This window comes from Kitasatospora sp. NBC_00240 (assembly GCF_026342405.1).
GTDB lineage: Bacteria > Actinomycetota > Actinomycetes > Streptomycetales > Streptomycetaceae > Kitasatospora.
Window position 1 is genome coordinate 3,078,357 of record NZ_JAPEMU010000001.1, and the last position, 20,203, is coordinate 3,098,559.

The window sequence follows — 20,203 nt, forward strand, 5'->3', positions numbered from 1 at the left end:
CATGTTCGGTGGACTGCCGACGCGAATGGAAACGAAGCAGGCAAATTCAGACAATACCGAACGCTGGCTTTTTCCCCGGCAGTTGACGTGCCACTTCATTCCACCCGCCCATTAATAGGAATGTCCGACTTGAAGCCTCGTCCTATTCGGTTGAGGTGCGAATACGGCAGCACCTTCGCGGCGAGCATTCACGGCTGTTAGAACGATCAGATCCGCCCCGGGACACGGTCCCCGCCGCGCGCGGCTGTCCGCCCCGCCCGGCCCGCCCGCACAACAGTCCGGTACAGCACGTCGACCCGTTCCACCACATCCCGGACGTCGTGGCACGCCACCGCGTGCGCCCGGGCGGCCGCCCCGCGCCGTTCGCATTCGATCGGATCGGTCAGTGCCCGCGCGATCCCCGCGGCCAGCGCGACCGGGTCCCCGGCCGGCACCGGCCCGCCGGCCCGCTCCGACGGCGGCAGGCACTCCCGTGCCCCCGGCACATCGGTCAGCAGGACGGGCCGGCCCGCCGCCATCGCCTCCAGCGGCGCCAGCGCCATCCCCTCCCAGCGCGAGGGCAGCACCACCAGGTCGGCGGCCGCCAGCCAGGGGCGCGGATCCGGTACGTCACCGACCGCCCGCACCCGGAACGGCTCCGCCAACTCCCTTACTGTGGCGGCCAGTACGGCCTGGTCCGGACCGCCGCCGACCAGCGCCAGCCGGGCCGCCGGCACCCGCGCCAGGACCTGCGGCCAGGCCGCCAGCAGGACATCCTGGCCCTTCTGGCGGCAGAGCCGGCCGACACAGACCGCGAGCGGGGCCTCCAGGTCCAGGCCCAGCGAGATCCGGGCCGCGCGCCGGTCGGCGGGTGAGTGGTGGCGGACGTCCACGCCGTTCGGGACGACCGCCCAGCGCGCCCGGACCCCGGCGCCCTCGCCGTCCCGGCGCTCCTGCTCGCTGACGCAGAGCACCCGGTCCGCCCACCGGGCCGCGTACCGCTCCCAGCGCAGGGTGGCCGCCGCCAGCGGGCCCTGGACCGCCGCGAACGACCAGGCGTGCGGCTGGAAGACGGTCGGCACCGCGCCCCGGACGGCCAGCCGGCCGGCCAGCCCCGCCTTGGCGCTGTGCAGGTGGAGCACGTCGGGCGCCGCGTCCCGGACGATCCGGCGCAGCCGCCAGGCCTCGGCCGCCGTCGCCGGGCCGGGCGAGCGGCGGGCCGGCCAGGCCCGCACCAGCGCCCCCGCCGCGGCGGCCTCGGGCGCCAGCCGGCCGCCGTCCGGGCAGGCCACCAGCACCCGGTGGCCCGCCTCGCGCTGGCCGCGGACCAGGTCGACCAGCACCCGGGCGACGCCGCCGTCGACCGGCTGGGCGATGTGAAGGATCGTCATAGGCACGGCCGCGAGCCTAGGGTCCGCCCACCTCCGCGAAACCCCTCGACCGCTCGCCCGGTACGGCTTCCACCCGTACGGCGCCGACGGCCGTACGGGTGTCCGGGTCATTCGAACAGACTTGCCCGCCAAACGGGTTGTCCGGGAACGGGGTCGTCCGGGGCCCGGCTGCCCGGGGCCGGGTTGTCGGGGGCCGGGTCGTCCGGGGCCCGGCTGCCCGGGGCCGGAAGGCCGGCTGCCCCGGTCGGGGCCGGAAGGCCGGCTGCCCCGGTCGGGGCCGGAAGGCCGGCTGCCCCGGTCGGGGCCGGAAGGCCGGCTGCCCCGGTCGGGTCCGGTCGGCCGCCGGTCAGCGGACCTCGTCCGCCAGCGCGGCCAGCACCTGGTCGTGGATCCGGTTGAGCCCCTTCGGGGCGAAGGTCCGCTCGAAGAAGCCGCCGATGCCGCCCGCGCCCTGCCAGGTGGTCTCGACCGTCACTTTGGCCCGGCCCTCGCCGGCCGCCGAGACCGTCCAGGTGATCACCATGCTGGAGTTCGCGTCGCTCTCCACCAGCTTCTCCGGGCTGGGCGAGGTGACGGTGAACAGGCAGTCGCGCACCCGCTTCTCGGTGGCCTGCAGCCGCCAGTGCACCTCGGTGCCCGCGCCGGTGCCGCCCGCCCGCACCTCGTACTCGCTGTACTGCGCGGGCAGCAGCTTCGGGCGGGTCACCTGGTAGTCGGCGAGAGCCTCGTACACCCGCTCGGGGGAAGCCTCGTAGACCCGCTCGGTGGTGGCGTACACCTGTCCCATGACCTTGCACTCCTCGACTGGAATCCGGTAACTCCGGCAAGCCAACCACCGGTAGGGCCCGGTACCAAACCGGCGCGGCCGGGGCGGGGCGGGCGCCGGTGGCGCGATCCGGCGCGGCGGCGCGGCGGCGCGGTCCGGCCCGGGGCGGGGGCAGGCCCGGGGAGGGGGCAGGCCCGGGGCGGGGGCAGGCCCGGGGCGGGGAGCGGTCAGACCAGCCGCAGGCCGCCGGTCCGCTGCGCCCGGGCCTCCCCCAGTCGCAGCGCCAGCACGGCGCCGGCGAGCAGCAGGACGCAGAGTACGGCCAGCCGGGCCAGCGCGGGGGCCAGCTCGGCCAGGTCCTGCCGCTCCAGCAGGGCGCCGCGCACCACCGCCAGGCTGCCGGTCAGCGGCAGCGCCGCGCCGAACACCCGGAGCAGGCCGGGCAGGGCGAACACCGGCAGCCGGACGCCGCCGACGAACCACATCGGGTCGTCCAGCACGGTGTAGACGAAGGTGGAGTCCCGGGAGAACACCATCAGGCTGTTGAGCAGCGCACCCCAGGCCATCGCGGGCAGCAGCAGGGCGAGCAGCACCACCGGGTACGTCCAGCAGCCGGCCACCTGGAGACTGCCGAAGCCGAAGGCGGCCGCGCCGAGGAAGCAGGTGAGCAGCCAGGCGTTCTGCAGCAGGGCGCCGGCGCCGTTGGCGAGCATCAGCACCAGCCGGCCGGCGGGCGACAGGAAGAGCAGCTCCAGGGTGCCGGTGGTCCGCTCGTAGGAGAAGTTCCAGGCGGACTGCACCAGTGAGAAGAAGAACGCCCAGGCGAGCGCGCCGGTGGCGAGGAAGCCGAGCAGTTTCGCCGGGTCGGCGGCGAGCGGCCAGCGGGCGGCGGCGGCGGAGCCCGCCGCGATCGGGTGCAGGGTGTAGTAGGTGGCGGCGAGTTGGAGCAGTGGCCAGATCAGCATGGAGGCCACCACCAGGGGCTGCCCGAACATGGTCCGGTGTTGCTTGAGCGCCTCGGCGGCGAACACCTTTCCGGCGTGACGCAGTTCGGCGCGGACCTGGTGGGCGGCCGACCGGAGCGGCCGGGGCCGGCGGGGCGGGCGGTGCGGGCCGGGGCCGCCGGGCCGGCCGGGCTCGACCGGTCGCAGCGGCAGCAGCCGGTCGGCGAGCGGGAGCAGCAGGGCCTCGGTGCGGGGCAGGTGCTCGGGGCGGGGCAGGCCGCCGGGGTGCCGGGGGTGCCCGCTCACGCCGCCACCTCCGCGCCGGCGCCGGCCCGGTCGGCCATGCCGGGGCCGCCGGGACCGCCGGCGGAACCGGCCCCCGAGCCGGCGCCGGCGCTGCCGTCGGCGAGTGCGATGATCGCGTCCTCCAGGCTGGCCTCGGTGACCTCCAGGCCGCCGATCGCCCCGCCCGCCCCGACGACGGCGCCCGCCAGCGGGCCGGCGATGTCCTCCGGGTGGTGGACGGTCACCAGCAGGCCGCCCTCGGCGGTCGGGACGAGTTGCGGCTCGACACCGATCCCACGGACGAACTCGGTGATCCGGTCGGTCAGTTCGGGCGACGGGTTGGTGACGGTGACCCGGACGGCCCGGTGGCTGCCGGTGGCCGCCTTGAGTTCGGCCGGGCTGCCCTCGGCGAGGTGGCGGCCGTCGGCGATCACATAGACGTGCCGGCAGAGCTCCTCGACCTCGGCCAGGTAGTGCGAGGTGAGCAGGACGCCCCGGCCGTCGGCGGCGAGGTCGGCGACGACCCGGCGCAGGTCGCGGGCGATCGGGGCGTCCAGGCCGAGGGTGGGCTCGTCGAGCAGCAGGTACGCGGGGTCGTTGACCAGTCCGCGGGCGATCGACAGCCGCTGGGCCATCCCCCGCGAGTAGCGCTCGACCGGGGTGTCGGCGGCGTGGGTGAGGCCGACGAGGTCGAGCAGCTCGGTGATCCGGCGGCGCAGGACGGGGGTCGGCACGTCGTAGAGCCGGCCGAAGTAGCGCAGGTTCTCGGCGCCGGTGAGCTTGCCGTAGACCATCCGCTCGCCGCCGGCGATCAGGTTGATCCGACGGCGGGCCTCCCGGGCGTGTTCGACCAGGTCGAGGCCGTCCAGCGTGACGGTTCCCGAGGTGGGGCGCAGCAGGGTGGCGAGGATCTTGATGGTGGAGGTCTTGCCGGCACCGTTGAGGCCGAGCAGGCCGGTCACCCGGCCGGGCGGGATCAGCAGGTCGAGGCCGTCCACGGCGGTCCTGGCCAGGCGCGGACCGAACAGGCCCTTCTCGCGGACGTGGAAGGTCTTGCGGAGGTCATGGGTGCGGATCACGTCAGTAACTCCGTTCGATGGCGCGGCGTTCGGCGCCGGGCAGGACGAGCAGGCCGAGCAGCAGGTACCCCGCGCCGAGGGCGAGGCAGGTGAGCAGGCGCGGTGCGAGTTCGGCCGGGCCCGCGCCGTGCGAGAGGGCGCCGCGCAGCACGTCCATCGCCGAGGTGACGGGCAGGGTCTCGGCCAGCCAGCGGGCCGGCGCGGGGAGGTAGCTGTTGGGGAAGGTGATGCCGCAGAGCAGCGAGACGGCGAGGAAGACGGTGTTCTGCGAGATGTGCGCCTCCCCCGCGACGATCATCAGGGCGCCGAGCACGACCGAGACGGCGAAGACCGCGAAGGCCAGTGCCAGGATCCCGGCGAGGGCGGCGAGCGGGTGGCAGGCGGGCAGGGTGATGCCGAGCAGGGCCGCGAAGCCGCCGAGCAGGCCCACCTCGACCACGGTGTTGGCGAGCGCGAATCCGGTGAAGCCCAGCAGGTAGGGCAGCCGGCCGGCGGGGGCGACGAGCAGTGCGCCGAGGGTGCCCTGCCGCTGTTCGGTGATCAGGGCCTTGCTGCTCCAGAGCAGCAGCCGGACGGTGAACATGAAGGCGCCGGCGCCGATCGCGATGTAGCCGAGGTAGTCGGCGCCGCCGGTGCGGGCGGTGAAGTCGGCGGCCACCGTGCCGCCGCCGATGGCGTGCAGGGCGAGGTAGGAGAGGCCGATGGTGAGGATGCCGCTCAGCAGGCAGCCGACGGCGTAGGACCAGGGGTAGGCCCGGCTGGTCATGGTCCAGGTGCGGCGCAGGGTCGCCCAGGCGACGGGCATGCGGCTCCTTCCGGTGTCGGGGTGGGGCGGGGCGGCGGGTGTCCGGGTGGGCGCGTTTTCAGCTGTCCGGGTGGGCGCGGCGCCGCACCCCGAGCGAGTTCCTATTGGGAACTTACTAGTTCCCTTTTGAAACTCGCAAGCCCGGTGCGAGGATGGGGAGCCCGCCGGCGACCACGCCGGCCCGCGGAGGTGCCGGCCGGCCAAGAAACCGGCCGGGGAAAGCGGCCGGCCCGCGAGAGCACCGGCCGGCCGAGGAGGAGCGGTCGTGCCCAGAGCAGTGCCCGAACGCGACGCGGACTGCGCGATCGCCCACTCCGCGGCCGTGATCGGCGACTGGTGGAGCATCCTGGTGGTCCGCGAGGTGGCCCGCGGCCGGCTGCGCTTCGACGAGCTCCAGCACGAGCTGGGCATCTCCCGCAAGGTGCTCACCGAACGCCTGGTCCACCTCGGCGAGTGCGGTGTCCTGGAGCGGGTGCCCTACCAGCAGGGTCCGGTCCGCCACGAGTACCGGCTGACCGAGTCCGGGCGCGGACTGCTGCCGGTGCTGGTCACCATGCAGGACTGGGCCGACCGCTGGCTGCTCGGCGACGGCTCGCTCTCCGGCTCCGCCGCGCCGGACAGTGCCGAGGCGGCCCGGATGCTCGCCCTGCCCGGCACCCGGCTGCCGGCCCTCACCCTGCCCGCGCACACCGGCGGCGACCTCGACCCGGTCGACCCGGCCGCGGCCGCCACGGTGCTGTTCTGCTACCCGGCGACCGGCCGGCCCGCCCCGCTGCCCCAGGAGTGGAACGACATCCCGGGCGCGGTCGGCTGCACCCTGGAGAACCGGCTGTTCCGGGAGGCGTACCCGGACTTCCGGGCGGCCGGCGTCGCCGTACGCGGTGTCAGCACCCAGCGACCCGACGAGCAGCGGGCCTTCGCCACCGCCGAGGAGCTGCCGTTCACCCTGCTGTCCGACCTCGACGTCCGGCTGGCGGCGGCGCTGCGGCTGCCCACCTTCCACGTGGGGCAGGGCCTGCGGCTGAAGCGGTCCGTGCTGGTGGTGGACCGCGAGCGGGTGGTCCGGCACGTGGTCTTCCCGGTCACGGACATCCCGGCGGCCGTCGGACGGGCCCTCGCGGTGGCCCGGGCGGTCGCCGGAGGAGCGGCGCCCCTCCCGGCCGGGCCCGCGACCGGACGTCCGGGCACCTCACCGGCCGGGTAAACCGTTCGCGGTCGGAGCGGGGCCGCAGGCTATGGTGGCCGATGTGCTCGATCAGGTGACCGCAGTCCGCTATGTCGACCCGCTCCGCGCGGGCGGATCCGTACCCGGCGTCGTCGAGACCGACGACCTGGGCACCTACGTGGTGAAGTTCACCGGCGCCGCGCAGGGCCGCAAGGCGCTGGTGGCCGAGGTGATCGTCGGCGAACTGGCGCGCCGGCTGGGCCTGCGGGTGCCGCCGCTGGTGCTGGTCGACTTCGACCCGGCGGTGGGCGCAGACGAACCCGACGCCGAGATCCAGGACCTGCTGCGCTCCAGCGCCGGCCTCAACCTGGGGATGGACCTGCTCCCCGGCGCCCGCGACTTCCGGCCCGGCATGATCGACGTCGACCCCGCCGAGGCCGGCCGGGTGGTCTGGCTGGACGCCCTGACGGCCAACGTCGACCGGACGGTCCACAACCCCAACCTGATGGTCTGGCACGGCCGGCTCTGGCTGATCGACAACGGCGCTGCGCTGGTCTTCCACCACCGCTGGGCCGGCGCCGCGGCCGGCGTGCACCGGCGCTACGACCTCAGCGCCCACGCCCTCGGCGGCTACCGGCCGGACGTCGCCCGGGCCGACGCCGAGCTGGCCCCGCTGGTCACCCCCGCGCTGCTGCGCGAGGTGCTGGCCCTGGTACCGGACGCCTGGCTCGCGGACGAACCGGGCTTCGACTCGGCCGCCGAACTGCGCGAGGCGTACGTCGGCCACCTCTCCGCCCGGGCCGCCGACTCGGCCGGCTGGCTGCCGGAGGGCTTCGCCACCCCGGAGCAGCAGCGCGCGGCCGAGGCCCGGCGCGCGGCGGTCACCCGGGCGGGCCGGCCGGCCTGGCTGCAGCAGGTGCCGGACCTGCACGGGAAGCCGGCGGTCGAGATCGACGGCCGGGGCCACTTCGACTGACCGACCCGGCCCGGAGGGCGTCGGGTCCGGCCGGCACCTACGGCGGAGCCCACCGGGCGCCATCACGTACGGGGGAGCCGGCCCATGACGGACCGGCTCCCCCTCACACCTGCTGTCCCGCCCGTTCCCGGCAGGTCCCGTGGTCGGTCAGCGCGTCAGCGCCACCACTGGACCGCCTTCTGGGCGTTGATGATGCCGGCCCCGTAGAAGCCGTTGTCGTTCTCGCCGCCCTCGCAGGTGGCGGCCCAGGCACCGGCGCCGCCCGGGTTGTACGGGACGGTCGGGCAGGCGTGCGACTCGGCCTGGTTGAGCAGCAGCTCGGTCAGCTCCTCCGGGTCGGCCCAGGGGAAGGTGCTGGCGAGCAGCGCCACCACGCCGGTGGTGTGCGGGGACGCCATCGAGGTGCCCTGCTTGTAGCCGTAGCCGCCGCCGGTGACGGTGGACAGCACCCGGCCGTTCTTGTCCGGGGTGTCCGGGAGCTGGTAGCGCGCGTCGCCGCCGGGAGCGGCCACCGTGGCCACGCCCTTGCCGTAGCTGGAGTAGTAGGACTTCTCGCCGTTGACGCCTACGGAGGTGGTGACGATCACGCCCGGCAGCTCGGTCGGCAGGGACAGGCAGCTCTGGTCGACCGGGCGGGTGCCCGGGGTGGTGTCGTCCGGGCTGCTGGTGTCGACGGTCTTGTGGGCCAGGTCGATGTTCTCGTTGCCGGCCGCGGCGACGTTGAGCACGCCGTTGCGCTGCGAGAAGGCCACCGCCCGGCGGACGGCGGTGGTGATCGCCGCCTGGTCCGGGTCGTTCTTGCAGTTGAACAGCCACGGGTCGATGTAGTAGCTGTTGTTGGTCACCTTGAAGTGGTGCTCACCCGCCCAGACGAAGCCGCAGATCGCGTACTCGGGGTAGATGAACCCGCCGTCGTCGACGACCTTGACCGAGGCCAGCCGGACGTTCGGGGCGATACCCACGATGCCCTTGCCGTTCTTGGCCGCGGCGATCGTCCCGGCGACGTGCGTACCGTGGTCGCTGGTGGTCGGCTGCCAGGCCTGCCAGGCGGTGTTGGGCTTGCCGCCGTCGATGCAGGACACCGACTGCGAGGCGTCCACGTTGGCGGCGAGGTCCTCGTGGGTGGCCTCGATGCCGGAGTCCAGGACGCCCACCGTGACGTCACGGCTGCCGAGCGAGATCTTGTGGGCCTTGTCCACGCCGATCTGGCGCATGTCCCACTGGTTGGCCTCCAGCGGCTCGCTGCCGTCCGTCGGCGCGGCGGCCGGGGCGGTGGCCGCCTCGGTGGTCTCGACGTCGCTCTGCAGGATGCCGGCCGTCCGGCTGGCGCCGACCGAGTCGACGCCCTTGGCCGGGCGGAGCTTGGCCGCGAACTGGGTGTCGGTGGAGCGGGCGATCACCACGCCGATCTGCTCGTACGACTGGACCACCGTGCCGCCGAGGGCGCCGATCGCCTGTTCCACCTTCTGCACCTGGCCGTGGTTGGCCTTGGTGTTGACCACGTAGCTGATCAGCGGCCCGGTCGTGCCGGCGGCCGCGGGGGTGGCCGCGGCGGCCGCGGCGGCCGGCAGCGCGAGTGCGCCGGCCGTGGCGAGGGTGAGACCCACCACCGCGAGCCGGGTCGGGCGTATCCGCTGAACTCTCATAGGGGTTGACCCTCCGGAGACTCGGATGCACCTGCTGGTTGGCTGGTGCACGGGAATGATCGGGACGTTAGTGAACAGGCGTCGCAATCCGCAAGAGGTTGACACGTCCCCACCACATTCCGGCCACATGGCAGGGCGCACGGTCCGGGTCGACCGGACCGTGCGCCCAACTCTCCGTACTGCCGGCCCCGTCGGGCGCTCCCACGATTCCCCGGGGGCCGCTCCCGTCAGGAGTTGAACAGATCTCCGTAGGTCGCCATCGCGGTCGCGATGTCGGCCTGCGCCCAGAACCGGTGGTAGGTGAAGACCGGGGCCGGGCCGCCGTTCAGGTAGTCCTGCACCTTGGCGAAGGACGGGTCGTTCTTGTACCAGGAGCGGATCGACAGGAAGGTGGACGAGGAGTTGACCGCGTCACCGTCGGGCATGGTGCCCGTCCAGCCGGAGGGCACCGACAGGGAGTCGGCGAACCGGCTGTAGTCCGTGCGGGTCTCGGGCACCGCGATGCCCAGCGCGTCCTGGCTGTTGCCCCACATGCCGTCGAGCAGCTTCTGCGCGGCCGTCTTCGCCGCCGCGCTGCCGGACTTGGCCGCGTAGTAGGAGAGCAGCTTGGCGTACGAGCCCGCCACGCCGACGTCCTTGGTGTAGTCCACGACGCTCACGTGCAGGCCCGTGTTGGCGCCCGGCGCGGTGGCGTTCCAGCTGTCCGGCTTGCCGGTCCAGGCCAGCGTGGACGGGATCTGGTAGCTGCCGTCCGCGTTGAAGGTGGTCTTGGACAGCGCCCAGCTCACCCACTTGTCCAGCACGGCCTTGGCCTTGGTGTCACCGCTCGCGTAGTAGTACTCCGCGACCCGCTCCATGCCCCAGGCCTGGAACCCGAACCACTGGTTGCTCGGCGGGTCGTGGTAGACCGGCGCCTCGTCGTAGTACATCCCGTAGAAGGTGGGCGTACCGGTCGGCGGGGTCGCGTAGCTGCCTTCCCAACTGTTGGTCGCACCACCGGAGATGGCGCCTTCGCTGGACTGCAGCCACTGGATGAACTCCATCTGCCGGCCCAGGCTGGTGGTCCAGTCCGTCTTGCCGGTGGCCGACTTGGGCGCCAGTGCGGCGTCGTTGACCAGGGCGTAGGCCGCCATCGGGTTCTGGTAGCCGCCGTGTGCGGCGCTGTCGCCGATCCGCCAGGCCCAGCCGGCGTTGGTGTCGCTCGCCCCGCCCCAGGCGTAGTACCAGGAGAGCAGGTAGTGCGAGGAGTCCTTGCCGGAGCCGGCCGCGCACGCGCTCGGACCGACGCAGTTGCCGATCTTCTTGAAGTACTTGTCGTACATCGCGTAGCGCAGGTAGTCGCCCATCTTGCCGGCCTTGGCGACCGTGCCGGCCACCGTCGCGCCGTTGCCCTGCGCCTTGGCCCAGGTGTCCGCCCAGTAGGCGGCCTGGATGGCCCGGGCGTCCGCGTCCGGCGCGTCGGTGTACTTCCACTGCTTGGCGTACGAGGAGTCCTTGACGAACAGGTCCAGGTAGCCGTTCTTGCCGCCGTAGGCGAACTTGTCGCAGGTCGGCTGGGGGATGGTCTCCCAGACCGACTCCTGCGCGCCGCGCTGGTAGGTGTTGATGTAGGACGGCCCGGTGTCGGTCGGCCCGGCCTCGCACTTGCCCGGCGCGTTGCCGTAGCCGTACACGTTGTCGACGTCCTGCAGCCAGTGCATGCCGTAGATGTCACTGGTGCCGTAGGTGCTGCTGAGCTCGGCCGCGATCGGGTCCTGGCCCGCCGTCACCGAGGTGTCCAGCTGCGCCGGGTAGTCGCTCGGCAGCGGACGTTCGGGGGCGTAGGTGGCGGGCTTGGCGGCGTTGTAGAAGCTGTTGGTGGGCTGGTCCGCGTGGGTGGGGATCATGTACGTCTCCATGAGCGTCCACGCCGCGTTGAACTTCGTCCAGTCCTTGGTGACCCGGCCGTACTGGGCCTCCAGCCAGATCAGGTAGCTGTACGCCTCCGAGGTGGTCTCGTGCCCCTGGTCGGGGGCCTCCACCAGCAGCGTCTCCACCGAGTGGTACGGGATGCCCTCGGGTGAGAAGTAGCCGTTCGCCGGGTCCTTGATCTTGTTGTAGAGCTGCAGGAACCGGTCGTTGTACACCCCGCTGGCGGCGGCCAGCTCGGTCACCGTGACGGTCGAGGCCGTGTGGCCCGGGGCCGTGGAGGTGAAGGTCGCCGAGCCGGTGCCGGTGGCGTCCGCGGTCAGCGTGACGGTCTGCGGGGTGGACCAGTTGGCCGGGGTGAAGGTCAGCGTCGCGCCCCCGGTGACCGACAGTCCGGTGTTTCCGGCCGTACGGGCGGTGGTGACGGTGACGTTGGCCGCCGGCTGGGCCGAGAGCTTCAGGGCGAAGGTGCCGGTCTTGCCCTGGGCCACCGACACGGCGGAAGGCACCGCCGAGACGGCCGGCCCGGCCGCCACGGTGATGCCGGCCGGCGCCGACTCCCCGGTCGCGCCGGTGCTGTCGAACGCCTTGGCGTAGACCGAGTGGCTGCCCGCCGCGGCGCCGGTCCAGGTGTAGCTGTACGGGGCGGTGGTGTCGCTGCCCAGCAGGGTGGTGTTGTCGTAGAAATCGACCCGGCTGATGGTCGCGCCGTCGGAGGCCGAGGCGGTCGCGGTGATCGGCACGGCCGCCCCGGCGGCGTAACTCGCCCCGGCCGCCGGGCTGGTGAGCGTGGTGACCGGCGCCTGGTGGGCACCGGTGCAGGTGGTGCCGTTGACGGCGAACGCGGTGGGCGCCGCGTTGGTGCCGCTGTAGGCGAAGTTGGCGCCGGCCGTGGCCGAGCCGCCGGGTGCGATGGTGGCGTTGTACGACAGGTTGGTGACGCTGACGTTCTTGCCGCTCTGGCTCCAGGTGCCGTTCCAGCCGGTGCCGGAGAGGGTCTGGTTGCCGGTGTAGGCGTAGGTCAGCTGCCAGCCGCTGATCGCGGCGGTGCCCTTGTTGTTGACGGCGACGTTGGCGGTGAAGCCGCTGCCCCAGTCGTTGGTGGTCCAGTCGACCGTGCACTGGAGGGCGGCCGCCGAGGCGGGCGCGCCGACGGCGGTGGTCAGGCCGGTGGCGAGCAGGGCGAGCGAGACACCGAGCGAGCCGGTGAGACGCCTTCCGGGCGTGCGGGGGCGCAGGGTGGGTGGTGACAAGACGGGCTCCATGGGGTGGGGGTGAGCGGGTCGTTGCCTTGCATGCCTTGCGTTCGCGAGCCGTTGCGCCCGGCGGGCGCCGGGCGCTCCCGCTTGCGGGCTGTGGGAGCGCTCCCAAGAATCGGACCACCCAAAGGAGGTGTCAAGAGGGTGCGCGCGCGTTCCTGACAAGTTCCACGTGGCGGACAAATACCAAGTCAGAAAGGGGAGATGGATTGTCATGCCGATGACTGGTCGCTATCTTCCTCACCGGGACGTGGGAGCGCGCCCATGAAATCTCTCGATCTTGGCACCTCAAGGAGCAACCCATGTCCGTCCGCAGGAAGGCCCTCGCGATGGGATCGGCGCTGGCCGCGGCCGTCGCCGCGACCGTCGCGATGGTGGGCCCCGGCAGCGCCTCCGCCGCCACCGTCGCCTGTACCGTCGACTGGTCCACCAACGACTGGGGCAGCGGCTTCACCGCCAATGTGAAGGTCAACAACCTCGGCACCGCGGCCGTCAACGGCTGGCAGCTGACGTACGCCTACACCGGCAACCAGACTCTCTCCGGCAGCGGCTGGAGCGGCACCTGGAGCCAGAGCGGCAAGAACGTCAGCGTCACCAACCTGTCCTGGAACGCCGTCGTCGCCCCGGGCGCCTCGGTCACGGCCGGCGCCAACTTCGCCTACAGCGGCGCCAATTCGGCTCCCACCTCGTTCGCGGTGAACGGGCTCGCCTGCACCGGCGCCCCGACCGGCAGCCCCTCCCCGACCGCCTCCGCCTCGCCCACGGCGACGGCCTCCCCCACCGCCACCACCTCGCCCACGGCGACGGCCTCGCCGACCGCCACCGCGAGCCCGACCGCCACCGCCACACCCACCGGCACCGGCGCCGCACCCGCCCTGCACGTGGCCGGCAACACCCTGGCCGACACGGCGGGCCGGGCGGTGACCCTGCACGGGGTCAACCGCTCCGGCACCGAGTTCATGTGCGTCCAGGGCTACGGCTTCTTCGACGGACCGGTGGACGCCGCGTCGGTGGCCGCCATCAAGAGTTGGAAGGTCAACGCCGTCCGCGTCCCGCTCAACGAGGACTGCTGGCTCGGCGCCTCCAACGTCAAGCCCGAGTACGGCGGCGCCAACTACCGTGCCGCGATCAAGACCTGGGTCGACACCCTGCGCACCAACGGCATCACGCCGATCGTCGAGATGCACTGGAGCCACGGCCTGTACACCGGCAACTCCTCCGGCTGCTCCGACGTGAACGCCACCTGCCAGAAGCCGATGCCCGGCGCCGAGGCGGTGCCGTTCTGGACGTCGGTGGCCGACACCTTCAAGGGCGACACGTCGATCGTCTTCGACCTGTTCAACGAGCCCTACGCGGACCGCGCGGTCTCCTCGCTCTCCCAGGCCTGGCTCTGCTGGCGCGACGGCGGCAGCGCCTGCCCCGGCATCTCGTACCCGGTCAGCGGCATGCAGACGCTGGTCGACACCGTGCGCGCGACGGGTGCGAAGAACGTCATCCTGCTCGGCGGGCTCGCCTACTCCAACGACCTCGGCCAGTGGCTCGCCCACAAGCCCGACGACCCGACCGGCAACCTCGGCGCCGCCTTCCACGTGTACAACTTCAACACCTGCTCCACCGTCTCCTGCTTCGACTCCACCCTGTCCCCCGTGGCCGCCCAGGTGCCGCTGATGGCCGGTGAGATCGGCGAGAACGACTGCGCCCACGGCTTCGTCGACCAGGTGATGTCCTGGCTGGACGCCAAGAAGCTCTCCTACCTCGGCTGGACCTGGAACACCTGGGACTGCGGCTCCGGCCCGTCCCTGATCAGCAACTTCGACGGCACCCCGACCAACTTCGGCATCGGCGTGCGCGACCACCTGCGCGCGATCGGCTGAGCCGGCGGCGGCCGGGCACGGGGGGCACCACCCGTGCCCGGCCGGCCGCGTTCCGCGCGCCCCGGCCGGACGGGCGTGCTCAGAGCCGGTAGAGCCGGCGCGCGTTCTCCGCCGAGAGCAGCCGGCCGATCCGCGTCACGTCCCCGGCGGAGCACGCGCCGTCCGCCCGCCAGGACGCCAGCAGCGCACCCAGGCCGTGCCGGAACTGGGCGGCACCGACCAGGTGCAGTTCGGGCAGGCCGTACCCGTCGGTGGAGAACAGCAGCTTGCCGAACGGCGCCAGCTCCAGCATCTCGCCGAGCACCGCCGCCACCCTCGGCCCGACGTACGAGGCGGTCAGACCGAGGTCGGCGTACACCTGCGGGAAGGCCTGCGCGAGCCAGGCGGCCTGCCGGTGGTACGGGTAGCCGTGCAGCAGCACCAGCGGGACGCCGGTGGGCTCCGCCGCCCGGACGAACGCGGCCAGCAGTGCCGGGTCGGCCCGGTGCAGGGTGAGGTCCGGGTCGCCGAATCCGGTGTGCAGCTGGATCGGCAGCCGGCGTCCGGCGCAGGCGTCGAGCGCCGTCCAGAGCAGGTGGCGCAGCAGCACCGGGTCGACGAGCCGGCCGCCGCCGGCCCGCAGCCGGGCCCCGGCCGCGGCGACCACCTCGCGGTCGGTCGGCCGCTCGGCCGGGATGTCCAGTCCGTGCCGGTAGGCCAGCACGGACTTCAGCGCGACGGCGCCGGCCTCGACGGCCCCACCGACGGCCTCCCGGACGGCGGCCGGCCAGGCCGCCGCGTCCGGTTCGAGAGCCTCGGCGAGGGTCTCCAGCCGGACCACCTCCCGGACCTCCGCGCCGGTCAGGGCGGCGAACTCCGGCAGCGGCAGCAGCGGCCGGCCGGCGGCGGCGGTCAGGCCGGTGTCGACCAGGCAGGTGTCGAGTCCGGCGGCGGCGAGCAGCCGCCGGGTGGCCTCGGGGGCGCCGAGTTCCCGGCGACGGGCCAGGTAGTCGGCGGCCGGGGCATGGGCGGGCAGGCCGAGCACGGGCGGGCACCAGCGGCGGACGGCGAGGCCGAGGGCGCTGTCCAGGGGCGAGGCACCGGGGGCCGGCGGGCGGTCCGACTCGGTGAGCAGGCCGGCCAGCTCGTCGTCGTCGAGCTGGACGTCGAGCACGCTGTGGCAGTGGTGGTCGACCAGGACGGGTGGGCCGGCCTCCTCCGCCGCATCGCCCGACCCCGCGGCGCCCGTCCCGGTACGGCCCGCCCCCGCGGCGTCCACCTCAGTACCGCCAGCGGGTCGCCGCGATGATCTCCTCGGCGCCGCACCCGGCGAACAGCGCGCTCTCGGCCCGGCGGACGGCCAGCACCGCCCGGTACAACGGCTCGCCGAGGGCCTCCCGCAGGACGGCCGAGCGCTCGTAGGCAGCGACGGCCTCGCCCAGGTCCGCCGGCAGCCGGTCGACCGCCCCGGGGGCCAGCCTGGCCGGGTCGACCGTGGTCTCGGGGGGCAGGCGCAGGCCGCCGTCGATGCCGGCCAGCCCGGCGGCGAGCACCGCGCCGACGGCCAGGTAGGGGTTGGCGGCGCCGTCGAAGCACTTGATCTCGGCGTTGGCTGTGTCCGCCCGCTCGCCCTCCGATCCGGTGACCAGGCGCAGCGCGGCCTCCCGGTTCTCCAGCCCCCAGCACCGGTAGGCGCCGGCCCAGCGGGAGGGGACCAGCCGCAGGTACCCGGCCGGACTGGGGGTGCCGAGGACGAGGAGTTCGGGGAGCGCGGCGAGCACTCCGGCCAGGAAGCTCTCGGCCTCGCCGGTCAGCCCGTGCGGGCCCGGTCCGCCGTGGGAGAGGTTGCGGCCGTCGCGCCAGAGGCTGAGGTGCAGGTGGGAGCCGTTGCCGACGCCACCGGGCTCGACGGCGGGCGCGAAGGAGGCGCGCAGCCCGTGCCGGGCCGACACGGCGCGCACGGTGTGCCGGACGAGCACGGAGGTGTCGGCGGCGGCCACCGGCCCCTCGGGGGCGACGGAGACCTCGAACTGTCCGGGCGCGTACTCGGGGTGGATCTGGAGCACGGTCAGGCCCTGCTGCTCCAGTGCCCGCAGGATGTCGCGCAGGTAGTCGGAGAGGTCGGTCAGCCGCTGCAGGCCGTAGGCCGGGCCGGCCGTCGGGTAGCGCGGCTCCTCCTCGGGCGGGCCGGCCAGCGCGGCCACCCACTCGACCTCGATGCCGGCCCGGACGGTCAGCCCGCGGGCCCGGGCCGCGGCCTCCGCCCGGCGGGCGAACAGGCGCTGGCAGCCGGAGTGCGGGGTGTCCTGCTGGGTGTAGCGGTCGGCGGGGGCCCAGGCCCAGCCGGGCTGGGCGGCGAGCGGGACGAGCCGGTCCAGGTCGGGGTACAGCCGCAGGTCGCCGACGGCGCCGCTGCCGGCCGGCGGCACGGCCGGGTCGGGCCCGGAGCCGTCGGCCGCCGGGTCGGCCACCGGTTCGGCCGTCGAGTCGTCGACCAGGAAGGCGTCGAAGCAGGGCGCCGCGCCGATGCCCCAGGAGGCGGCGTGCACCAGCCCGCCGACCGGAACGGCCTTGACCCGGGCCAGCCCCGCGTTGTCGACCCAGCCGATCGCGACCGCGTCCACGGCGGCCGTCCGCAGCCGGTCGGTGGCGAGCCGCGCGAGGGCGGCGCGCTCCGCCCTGGGCAACCGGGTGTCGGCGGCGGTACTCATGGGGCCATGCTTCCGTGCCCGCCGACCTGGCGGTACTCCCCGTACGGGTGGTTTGCGCGGCCCCGGCCGGGCAGGGCGGCGTTCCGAGCGGGTCGGCCGACCCGGTCCGCCGGACCGGGTCGGCCGGGCGATCCTTCGGCCGTGAATTCTCGCCCACCCCCTTCCTACTCGACGGTAACTTCGCTACAGTGACCGCACGCACCACCGCCGGGCTTCGGGAGCCGCACCGGCGGGGTCGTCGCCCGCCGCGCCATCGCGCTCTGCGGGGCGGCGGCACGGGTGCCTTTCTCCCGGCCCGCGCCCTGGCGGCGCGCGGCCGGATCCTCGTATCAGAGTCGCTTCCTTCTTCTTGAGCGCCTGAGTACCACGGCGTACCCGCGGCACGGCCGGAGCGGACCGGCCCCCTCGCGTACGCCGGACCGTCATCTCCCTCCCCCGTGCGTGACCCTCCTCCGGCGGCTGCCGGCCCCCCGACGACGGGCGCGGCCGCGCCGCCGGAGCACGCCCGGGTCCACATGACAAGGAGTCAGGATCCAATGGAGCGTCCCTTTTCCACTGTCGCCGTGATCGGCCTGGGCACCATGGGTGCCGGCGTCGCGGTGGCGGTCGCACGGAGCGGCCGCCGGGTGATCGGTGTCGAGGCGAACGGCGACAGCGCCGCCCGGGCCCTGGCCAGGATCGCGGAGACCACCGCCCACGACGTCGAGCGTGGCCGGATCACCGCCGAGGAGCGCACCGCGCTGCTCGCGCAGATCACCGTCGGCGACCGGCTGGACGCGGCGGCCGCCGCCGACCTGGTGATCGAGGAGGTCCCGGAGCAGCTGGAGCTGAAGCGGGAGATCTTCGCCGAGCTGGACCGGATCTGCCCGCCCGAAACGGTGCTCGCGACCGGTACCACCGCCCTGTCGGTGACCCGGATCGCAGCCGCCACCTCGCGCCCCGAGCGGGTGCTGGGCCTGCACTTCTTCAACCCCGTGCCGGTGATGAAGCTGGTCGAGGTGGTCCGCACCGTGCTGACCGCCCCGCCGGTGGCCGAGGCCGCCGCCGCCTTCGCCCGGGACCTCGGCAAGGAGCCGGTCGCGGCCGGCGACCGGGCCGGCTTCGTGGTCAACGGCCTGCTCTTCGCGTACCTGAACCAGGCCGCGGCGATGTTCGAGTCCAAGTACGCGACCCGGGAGGACATCGACGCCGCGATGCGGCTCGGCTGCGGCCTGCCGATGGGCCCGCTGGCCCTGCTGGACCTGATCGGCGTCGACACCGCCCGTACCGTCCTGGAGGCGATGTACGAGCAGTCCAGGGACCGCCTGCACGCGCCGGCGCCGATCCTGGGCCAGCTGGTCTCGGCCGGGCTGCTGGGCCGCAAGTCCGGACGCGGTTTCTACACGTACGAGGCGCCCGGCTCCGCCAAGGTGGTGCCCGGCACGGGCGGCGGCGCGGCGGACCGGCCGGCCGGCCGCGAGGTGCGCAGCATCGGCGTCTGCGGCTCGGGCACGATGGCCACCGGCATCGTCGAGGTGTTCGCCAAGGCCGGCTACAGCGTCCTGCTGGCCGCCCGCAGCCAGGAGAAGGCGGACCGCGCCAAGGCCCAGCTGGCGAAGTCGCTGGAGCGCTCGGTCGCCAAGGGCCGGCTGACCGAGGAGCAGCGCGACGCGGCGCTCGCCCTGGTCACCCCGACCGGCGCGTACACCGACCTCGCCGACGCCGACCTGGTGGTCGAGGCGGTGGCCGAGGACCTCGCGGTCAAGCGCGAGCTGTTCGCGGCCCTCGACAAGATCTGCCGGCCGGGCGCGGTGCTGGCCACCACCACCTCCAGCCTGCCGGTGATCAGCTGCGCGGCCGCGACCTCGCGCCCGCAGGACGTGATCGGCATGCACTTCTTCAACCCGGCGCCGGCCATGAAGCTGGTCGAGGTCGTCTCGACCGTGCTGACCGCCCCGGACGTCACCGCCACCGTGCTCGACCTGTGCACCAAGGTCCGCAAGCACCCGGTGGAGTGCGGCGACCGCGCCGGCTTCATCGTGAACGCGCTGCTCTTCCCGTACCTGAACGACGCGGTGCGGATGCTGCAGGAGCACTACGCCACGGTGGACGACATCGACACCGCGATGAAGCTCGGCTGCGGGTACCCGATGGGCCCCTTCGAGCTGCTGGACGTGGTCGGCCTGGACGTCTCGCTGACCATCGAGCAGGTGCTGCACCAGGAGTTCCGCGAGCCGGGCCTGGCGGCCGCACCGCTGCTGGAGCACCTGGTGGCGGCGGGCTGCCTGGGCCGCAAGACCGGCCGCGGGTTCCGCGACCACGCACGCCGATGACTGCCCCCGCAGGACCGTCCGGCGGCCTGCCGAGGGGCGGCTGGAGCCCCGCCGCGGTGTCCTCCAGGTGGCCCAGACCGAGTGTCGCCGGGCCGGTCGCGCCGGTACGTCGGGCAAGGCCGGAATCCGCACCCGCCGGGACGTGTAGCGTTCCGGGCATGGATCGGGTTCAGGCAGCGTCCGAGCAGCAGTCCGCCGTACGGCAGCCGGCCGGCCGGCCCGACCCGGCACGGCACGACCCGCCGCGGCCGGCCCCGGCGGGCACCCCCGCCGCGGCGGACCCCGGGCCGGGCGGCCGCCGGGCCGCGGCGCAGCGCCTGCAGATGCGGCAGGACCTCGCCACGGCGGCGATGGAGCTGTTCGCCGGGCAGGGCTACGAGGAGACCACGGTCGACCAGATCGCCGCGGCCGCCGGGGTGGCCCGGCGGACCTTCTTCCGGTACTTCCGGTCCAAGGAGGAGGCGATCTTCCCGGACCACGACGACACCCTGGTCCGGGTGGCCGACCTGCTGGCCAGCGCCGACTCCGAGGAGCACCCGCTGGACGTGGTCTGCCGGGGGATCAAGGAGGTGCTGCGGATGTACGCCTCCATGCCCTCGGTCTCGGTGGCCCGGTACCAGCTGATCCGCCAGGTGCCGGCCCTGCGCGAGCGGGAGATCGCCGTGGTGGCCCGGTACGAGCGGCTGTTCACCCGGTACCTGCTGGGCCGGTTCGACACGGCCGCGCAGATCCCGCCGGGCTGGCAGCGCGGCGGGGACGACGACTCGATGCTCGCCGAGGTCTCGGCGGCGGCGGTGGTCGCGGCGCACAACCACGTGCTGCGGCGCTGGCTGCGGGCGGGCGGCCACGGTGACGTGGAGGCCCAGCTGGACCACTCCTTCGAGGTGATCCGGGGGACGTTCTGGGCCACCGAGCCGTCCGGCGTCCGGCGCCGTGGGGCTGTTGTGGCACCCGGTGCCACAAGTGACGCGGCTTCCGCGCTGGAGTCGGCGGCCGCGAGCGCACTGAGTGCCACCCCGGGCGGTGAGGTCCTCATCACAGTGGCCCGCACCGACGCCCCGCTGGACATCGTGCTGGACAGCATCCGGGCCGCCCTGGCCGGCCCCAAGGCCGGCTAGCCGGGG

Annotated in this window: 14 protein-coding genes; 5 read left to right on the forward strand and 9 right to left on the reverse strand. The window is 73.9% G+C overall.

The window, feature by feature from the left end; all coding sequences use genetic code 11:
• Positions 1–206 precede the first annotated feature (206 nt).
• The 5 genes from OG689_RS13010 to OG689_RS13030 all read right to left on the reverse strand — a co-directional run bounded on the left by OG689_RS13010 (position 207) and on the right by OG689_RS13030 (position 5,249).
• Positions 207–1,370: a glycosyltransferase gene (locus OG689_RS13010; protein WP_266320283.1), complete on the reverse strand. Its 1,164-nt coding sequence runs from the start codon at positions 1,368–1,370 to the stop codon at positions 207–209.
• A gap of 346 nt (positions 1,371–1,716) precedes the next feature.
• Positions 1,717–2,157, reverse strand: coding sequence for an SRPBCC family protein (locus OG689_RS13015; protein WP_073928796.1), 441 nt, complete (start codon positions 2,155–2,157; stop codon positions 1,717–1,719).
• 206 nt (positions 2,158–2,363) lie between these two features.
• Positions 2,364–3,386, reverse strand: coding sequence for an ABC transporter permease (locus OG689_RS13020; protein WP_266320285.1), 1,023 nt, complete (start codon positions 3,384–3,386; stop codon positions 2,364–2,366).
• On the reverse strand, positions 3,383–4,444 hold the full coding sequence (locus tag OG689_RS13025) for an ABC transporter ATP-binding protein (protein WP_266320287.1): 1,062 nt from the start codon (positions 4,442–4,444) through the stop codon (positions 3,383–3,385). Before OG689_RS13025 ends, OG689_RS13020 begins: the two co-directional genes overlap by 4 nt.
• Position 4,445: 1 nt before the next feature.
• Positions 4,446–5,249, reverse strand: coding sequence for an ABC transporter permease (locus tag OG689_RS13030; protein WP_266320289.1), 804 nt, complete (start codon positions 5,247–5,249; stop codon positions 4,446–4,448).
• 265 nt (positions 5,250–5,514) lie between these two features.
• On the opposite strand from OG689_RS13030, the gene OG689_RS13035 reads away from it, so the two are divergent.
• Together OG689_RS13035 and OG689_RS13040 are read left to right on the forward strand one after the other, a co-directional pair.
• Positions 5,515–6,453, forward strand: a complete 939-nt coding sequence (locus tag OG689_RS13035) for a winged helix-turn-helix transcriptional regulator (RefSeq protein WP_266320290.1) — start codon at positions 5,515–5,517, stop codon at positions 6,451–6,453.
• Between the two features lie 43 nt (positions 6,454–6,496).
• The gene (locus OG689_RS13040; protein WP_266320291.1) at positions 6,497–7,390 is read left to right on the forward strand and encodes a HipA family kinase; all 894 of its coding nucleotides are present in this window, start codon (positions 6,497–6,499) and stop codon (positions 7,388–7,390) included.
• 155 nt (positions 7,391–7,545) lie between these two features.
• On the opposite strand, the gene OG689_RS13045 is transcribed toward OG689_RS13040, so the two are convergent.
• Positions 7,546–9,036 (reverse strand): S8 family serine peptidase, encoded by a 1,491-nt coding sequence (locus OG689_RS13045; protein ID WP_266320293.1) that lies wholly within the window; start codon positions 9,034–9,036, stop codon positions 7,546–7,548.
• A 227-nt stretch (positions 9,037–9,263) separates the two neighbouring features.
• Complete coding sequence (locus tag OG689_RS13050; RefSeq protein ID WP_266320295.1) at positions 9,264–12,197, reverse strand: glycoside hydrolase family 48 protein; 2,934 nt, start codon at positions 12,195–12,197, stop codon at positions 9,264–9,266.
• Positions 12,198–12,574: 377 nt separating this feature from the next.
• Here OG689_RS13050 and OG689_RS13055 point away from each other — a divergent pair, with 377 nt between their 5' ends.
• Complete coding sequence (locus tag OG689_RS13055; protein WP_266327070.1) at positions 12,575–14,077, forward strand: cellulase family glycosylhydrolase; 1,503 nt, start codon at positions 12,575–12,577, stop codon at positions 14,075–14,077.
• A 79-nt stretch (positions 14,078–14,156) separates the two neighbouring features.
• On the opposite strand, the gene OG689_RS13060 is transcribed toward OG689_RS13055, so the two are convergent.
• Both OG689_RS13060 and OG689_RS13065 read right to left on the reverse strand, forming a co-directional pair.
• A complete protein-coding gene (locus OG689_RS13060) occupies positions 14,157–15,335 on the reverse strand; it encodes an amidohydrolase family protein (protein ID WP_323189282.1) in 1,179 nt (392 codons plus the stop codon).
• A gap of 1 nt (position 15,336) precedes the next feature.
• Positions 15,337–16,767, reverse strand: a complete 1,431-nt coding sequence (locus OG689_RS13065) for a glutamine synthetase family protein (RefSeq protein WP_266320297.1) — start codon at positions 16,765–16,767, stop codon at positions 15,337–15,339.
• 536 nt (positions 16,768–17,303) lie between these two features.
• On the opposite strand from OG689_RS13065, the gene OG689_RS13070 reads away from it, so the two are divergent.
• A complete protein-coding gene (locus OG689_RS13070) occupies positions 17,304–19,079 on the forward strand; it encodes a 3-hydroxybutyryl-CoA dehydrogenase (RefSeq protein WP_266320298.1) in 1,776 nt (591 codons plus the stop codon).
• Positions 19,080–19,237: 158 nt separating this feature from the next.
• Positions 19,238–20,197, forward strand: coding sequence for a TetR family transcriptional regulator (locus tag OG689_RS13075; RefSeq protein WP_266320299.1), 960 nt, complete (start codon positions 19,238–19,240; stop codon positions 20,195–20,197).
• Positions 20,198–20,203: the final 6 nt, after the last annotated feature.

Bases quoted from the DNA above. Each gene is read 5' to 3' on its own strand.
- OG689_RS13010 (WP_266320283.1), bottom strand. From the start codon at position 1,370: ATGACGATCCTTCACATCGCCCAGCCGGTCGACGGCGGCGTCGCCCGG.
- OG689_RS13015 (WP_073928796.1), bottom strand. From the start codon at position 2,157: ATGGGACAGGTGTACGCCACCACCGAGCGGGTCTACGAGGCTTCCCCC.
- OG689_RS13030 (WP_266320289.1), bottom strand. From the start codon at position 5,249: ATGCCCGTCGCCTGGGCGACCCTGCGCCGCACCTGGACCATGACCAGC.
- OG689_RS13045 (WP_266320293.1), bottom strand. From the start codon at position 9,036: ATGAGAGTTCAGCGGATACGCCCGACCCGGCTCGCGGTGGTGGGTCTC.
- OG689_RS13055 (WP_266327070.1), top strand. From the start codon at position 12,575: ATGGTGGGCCCCGGCAGCGCCTCCGCCGCCACCGTCGCCTGTACCGTC.
- OG689_RS13065 (WP_266320297.1), bottom strand. From the start codon at position 16,767: ATGAGTACCGCCGCCGACACCCGGTTGCCCAGGGCGGAGCGCGCCGCC.
- OG689_RS13070 (WP_266320298.1), top strand. From the start codon at position 17,304: ATGGAGCGTCCCTTTTCCACTGTCGCCGTGATCGGCCTGGGCACCATG.
- OG689_RS13075 (WP_266320299.1), top strand. From the start codon at position 19,238: ATGGATCGGGTTCAGGCAGCGTCCGAGCAGCAGTCCGCCGTACGGCAG.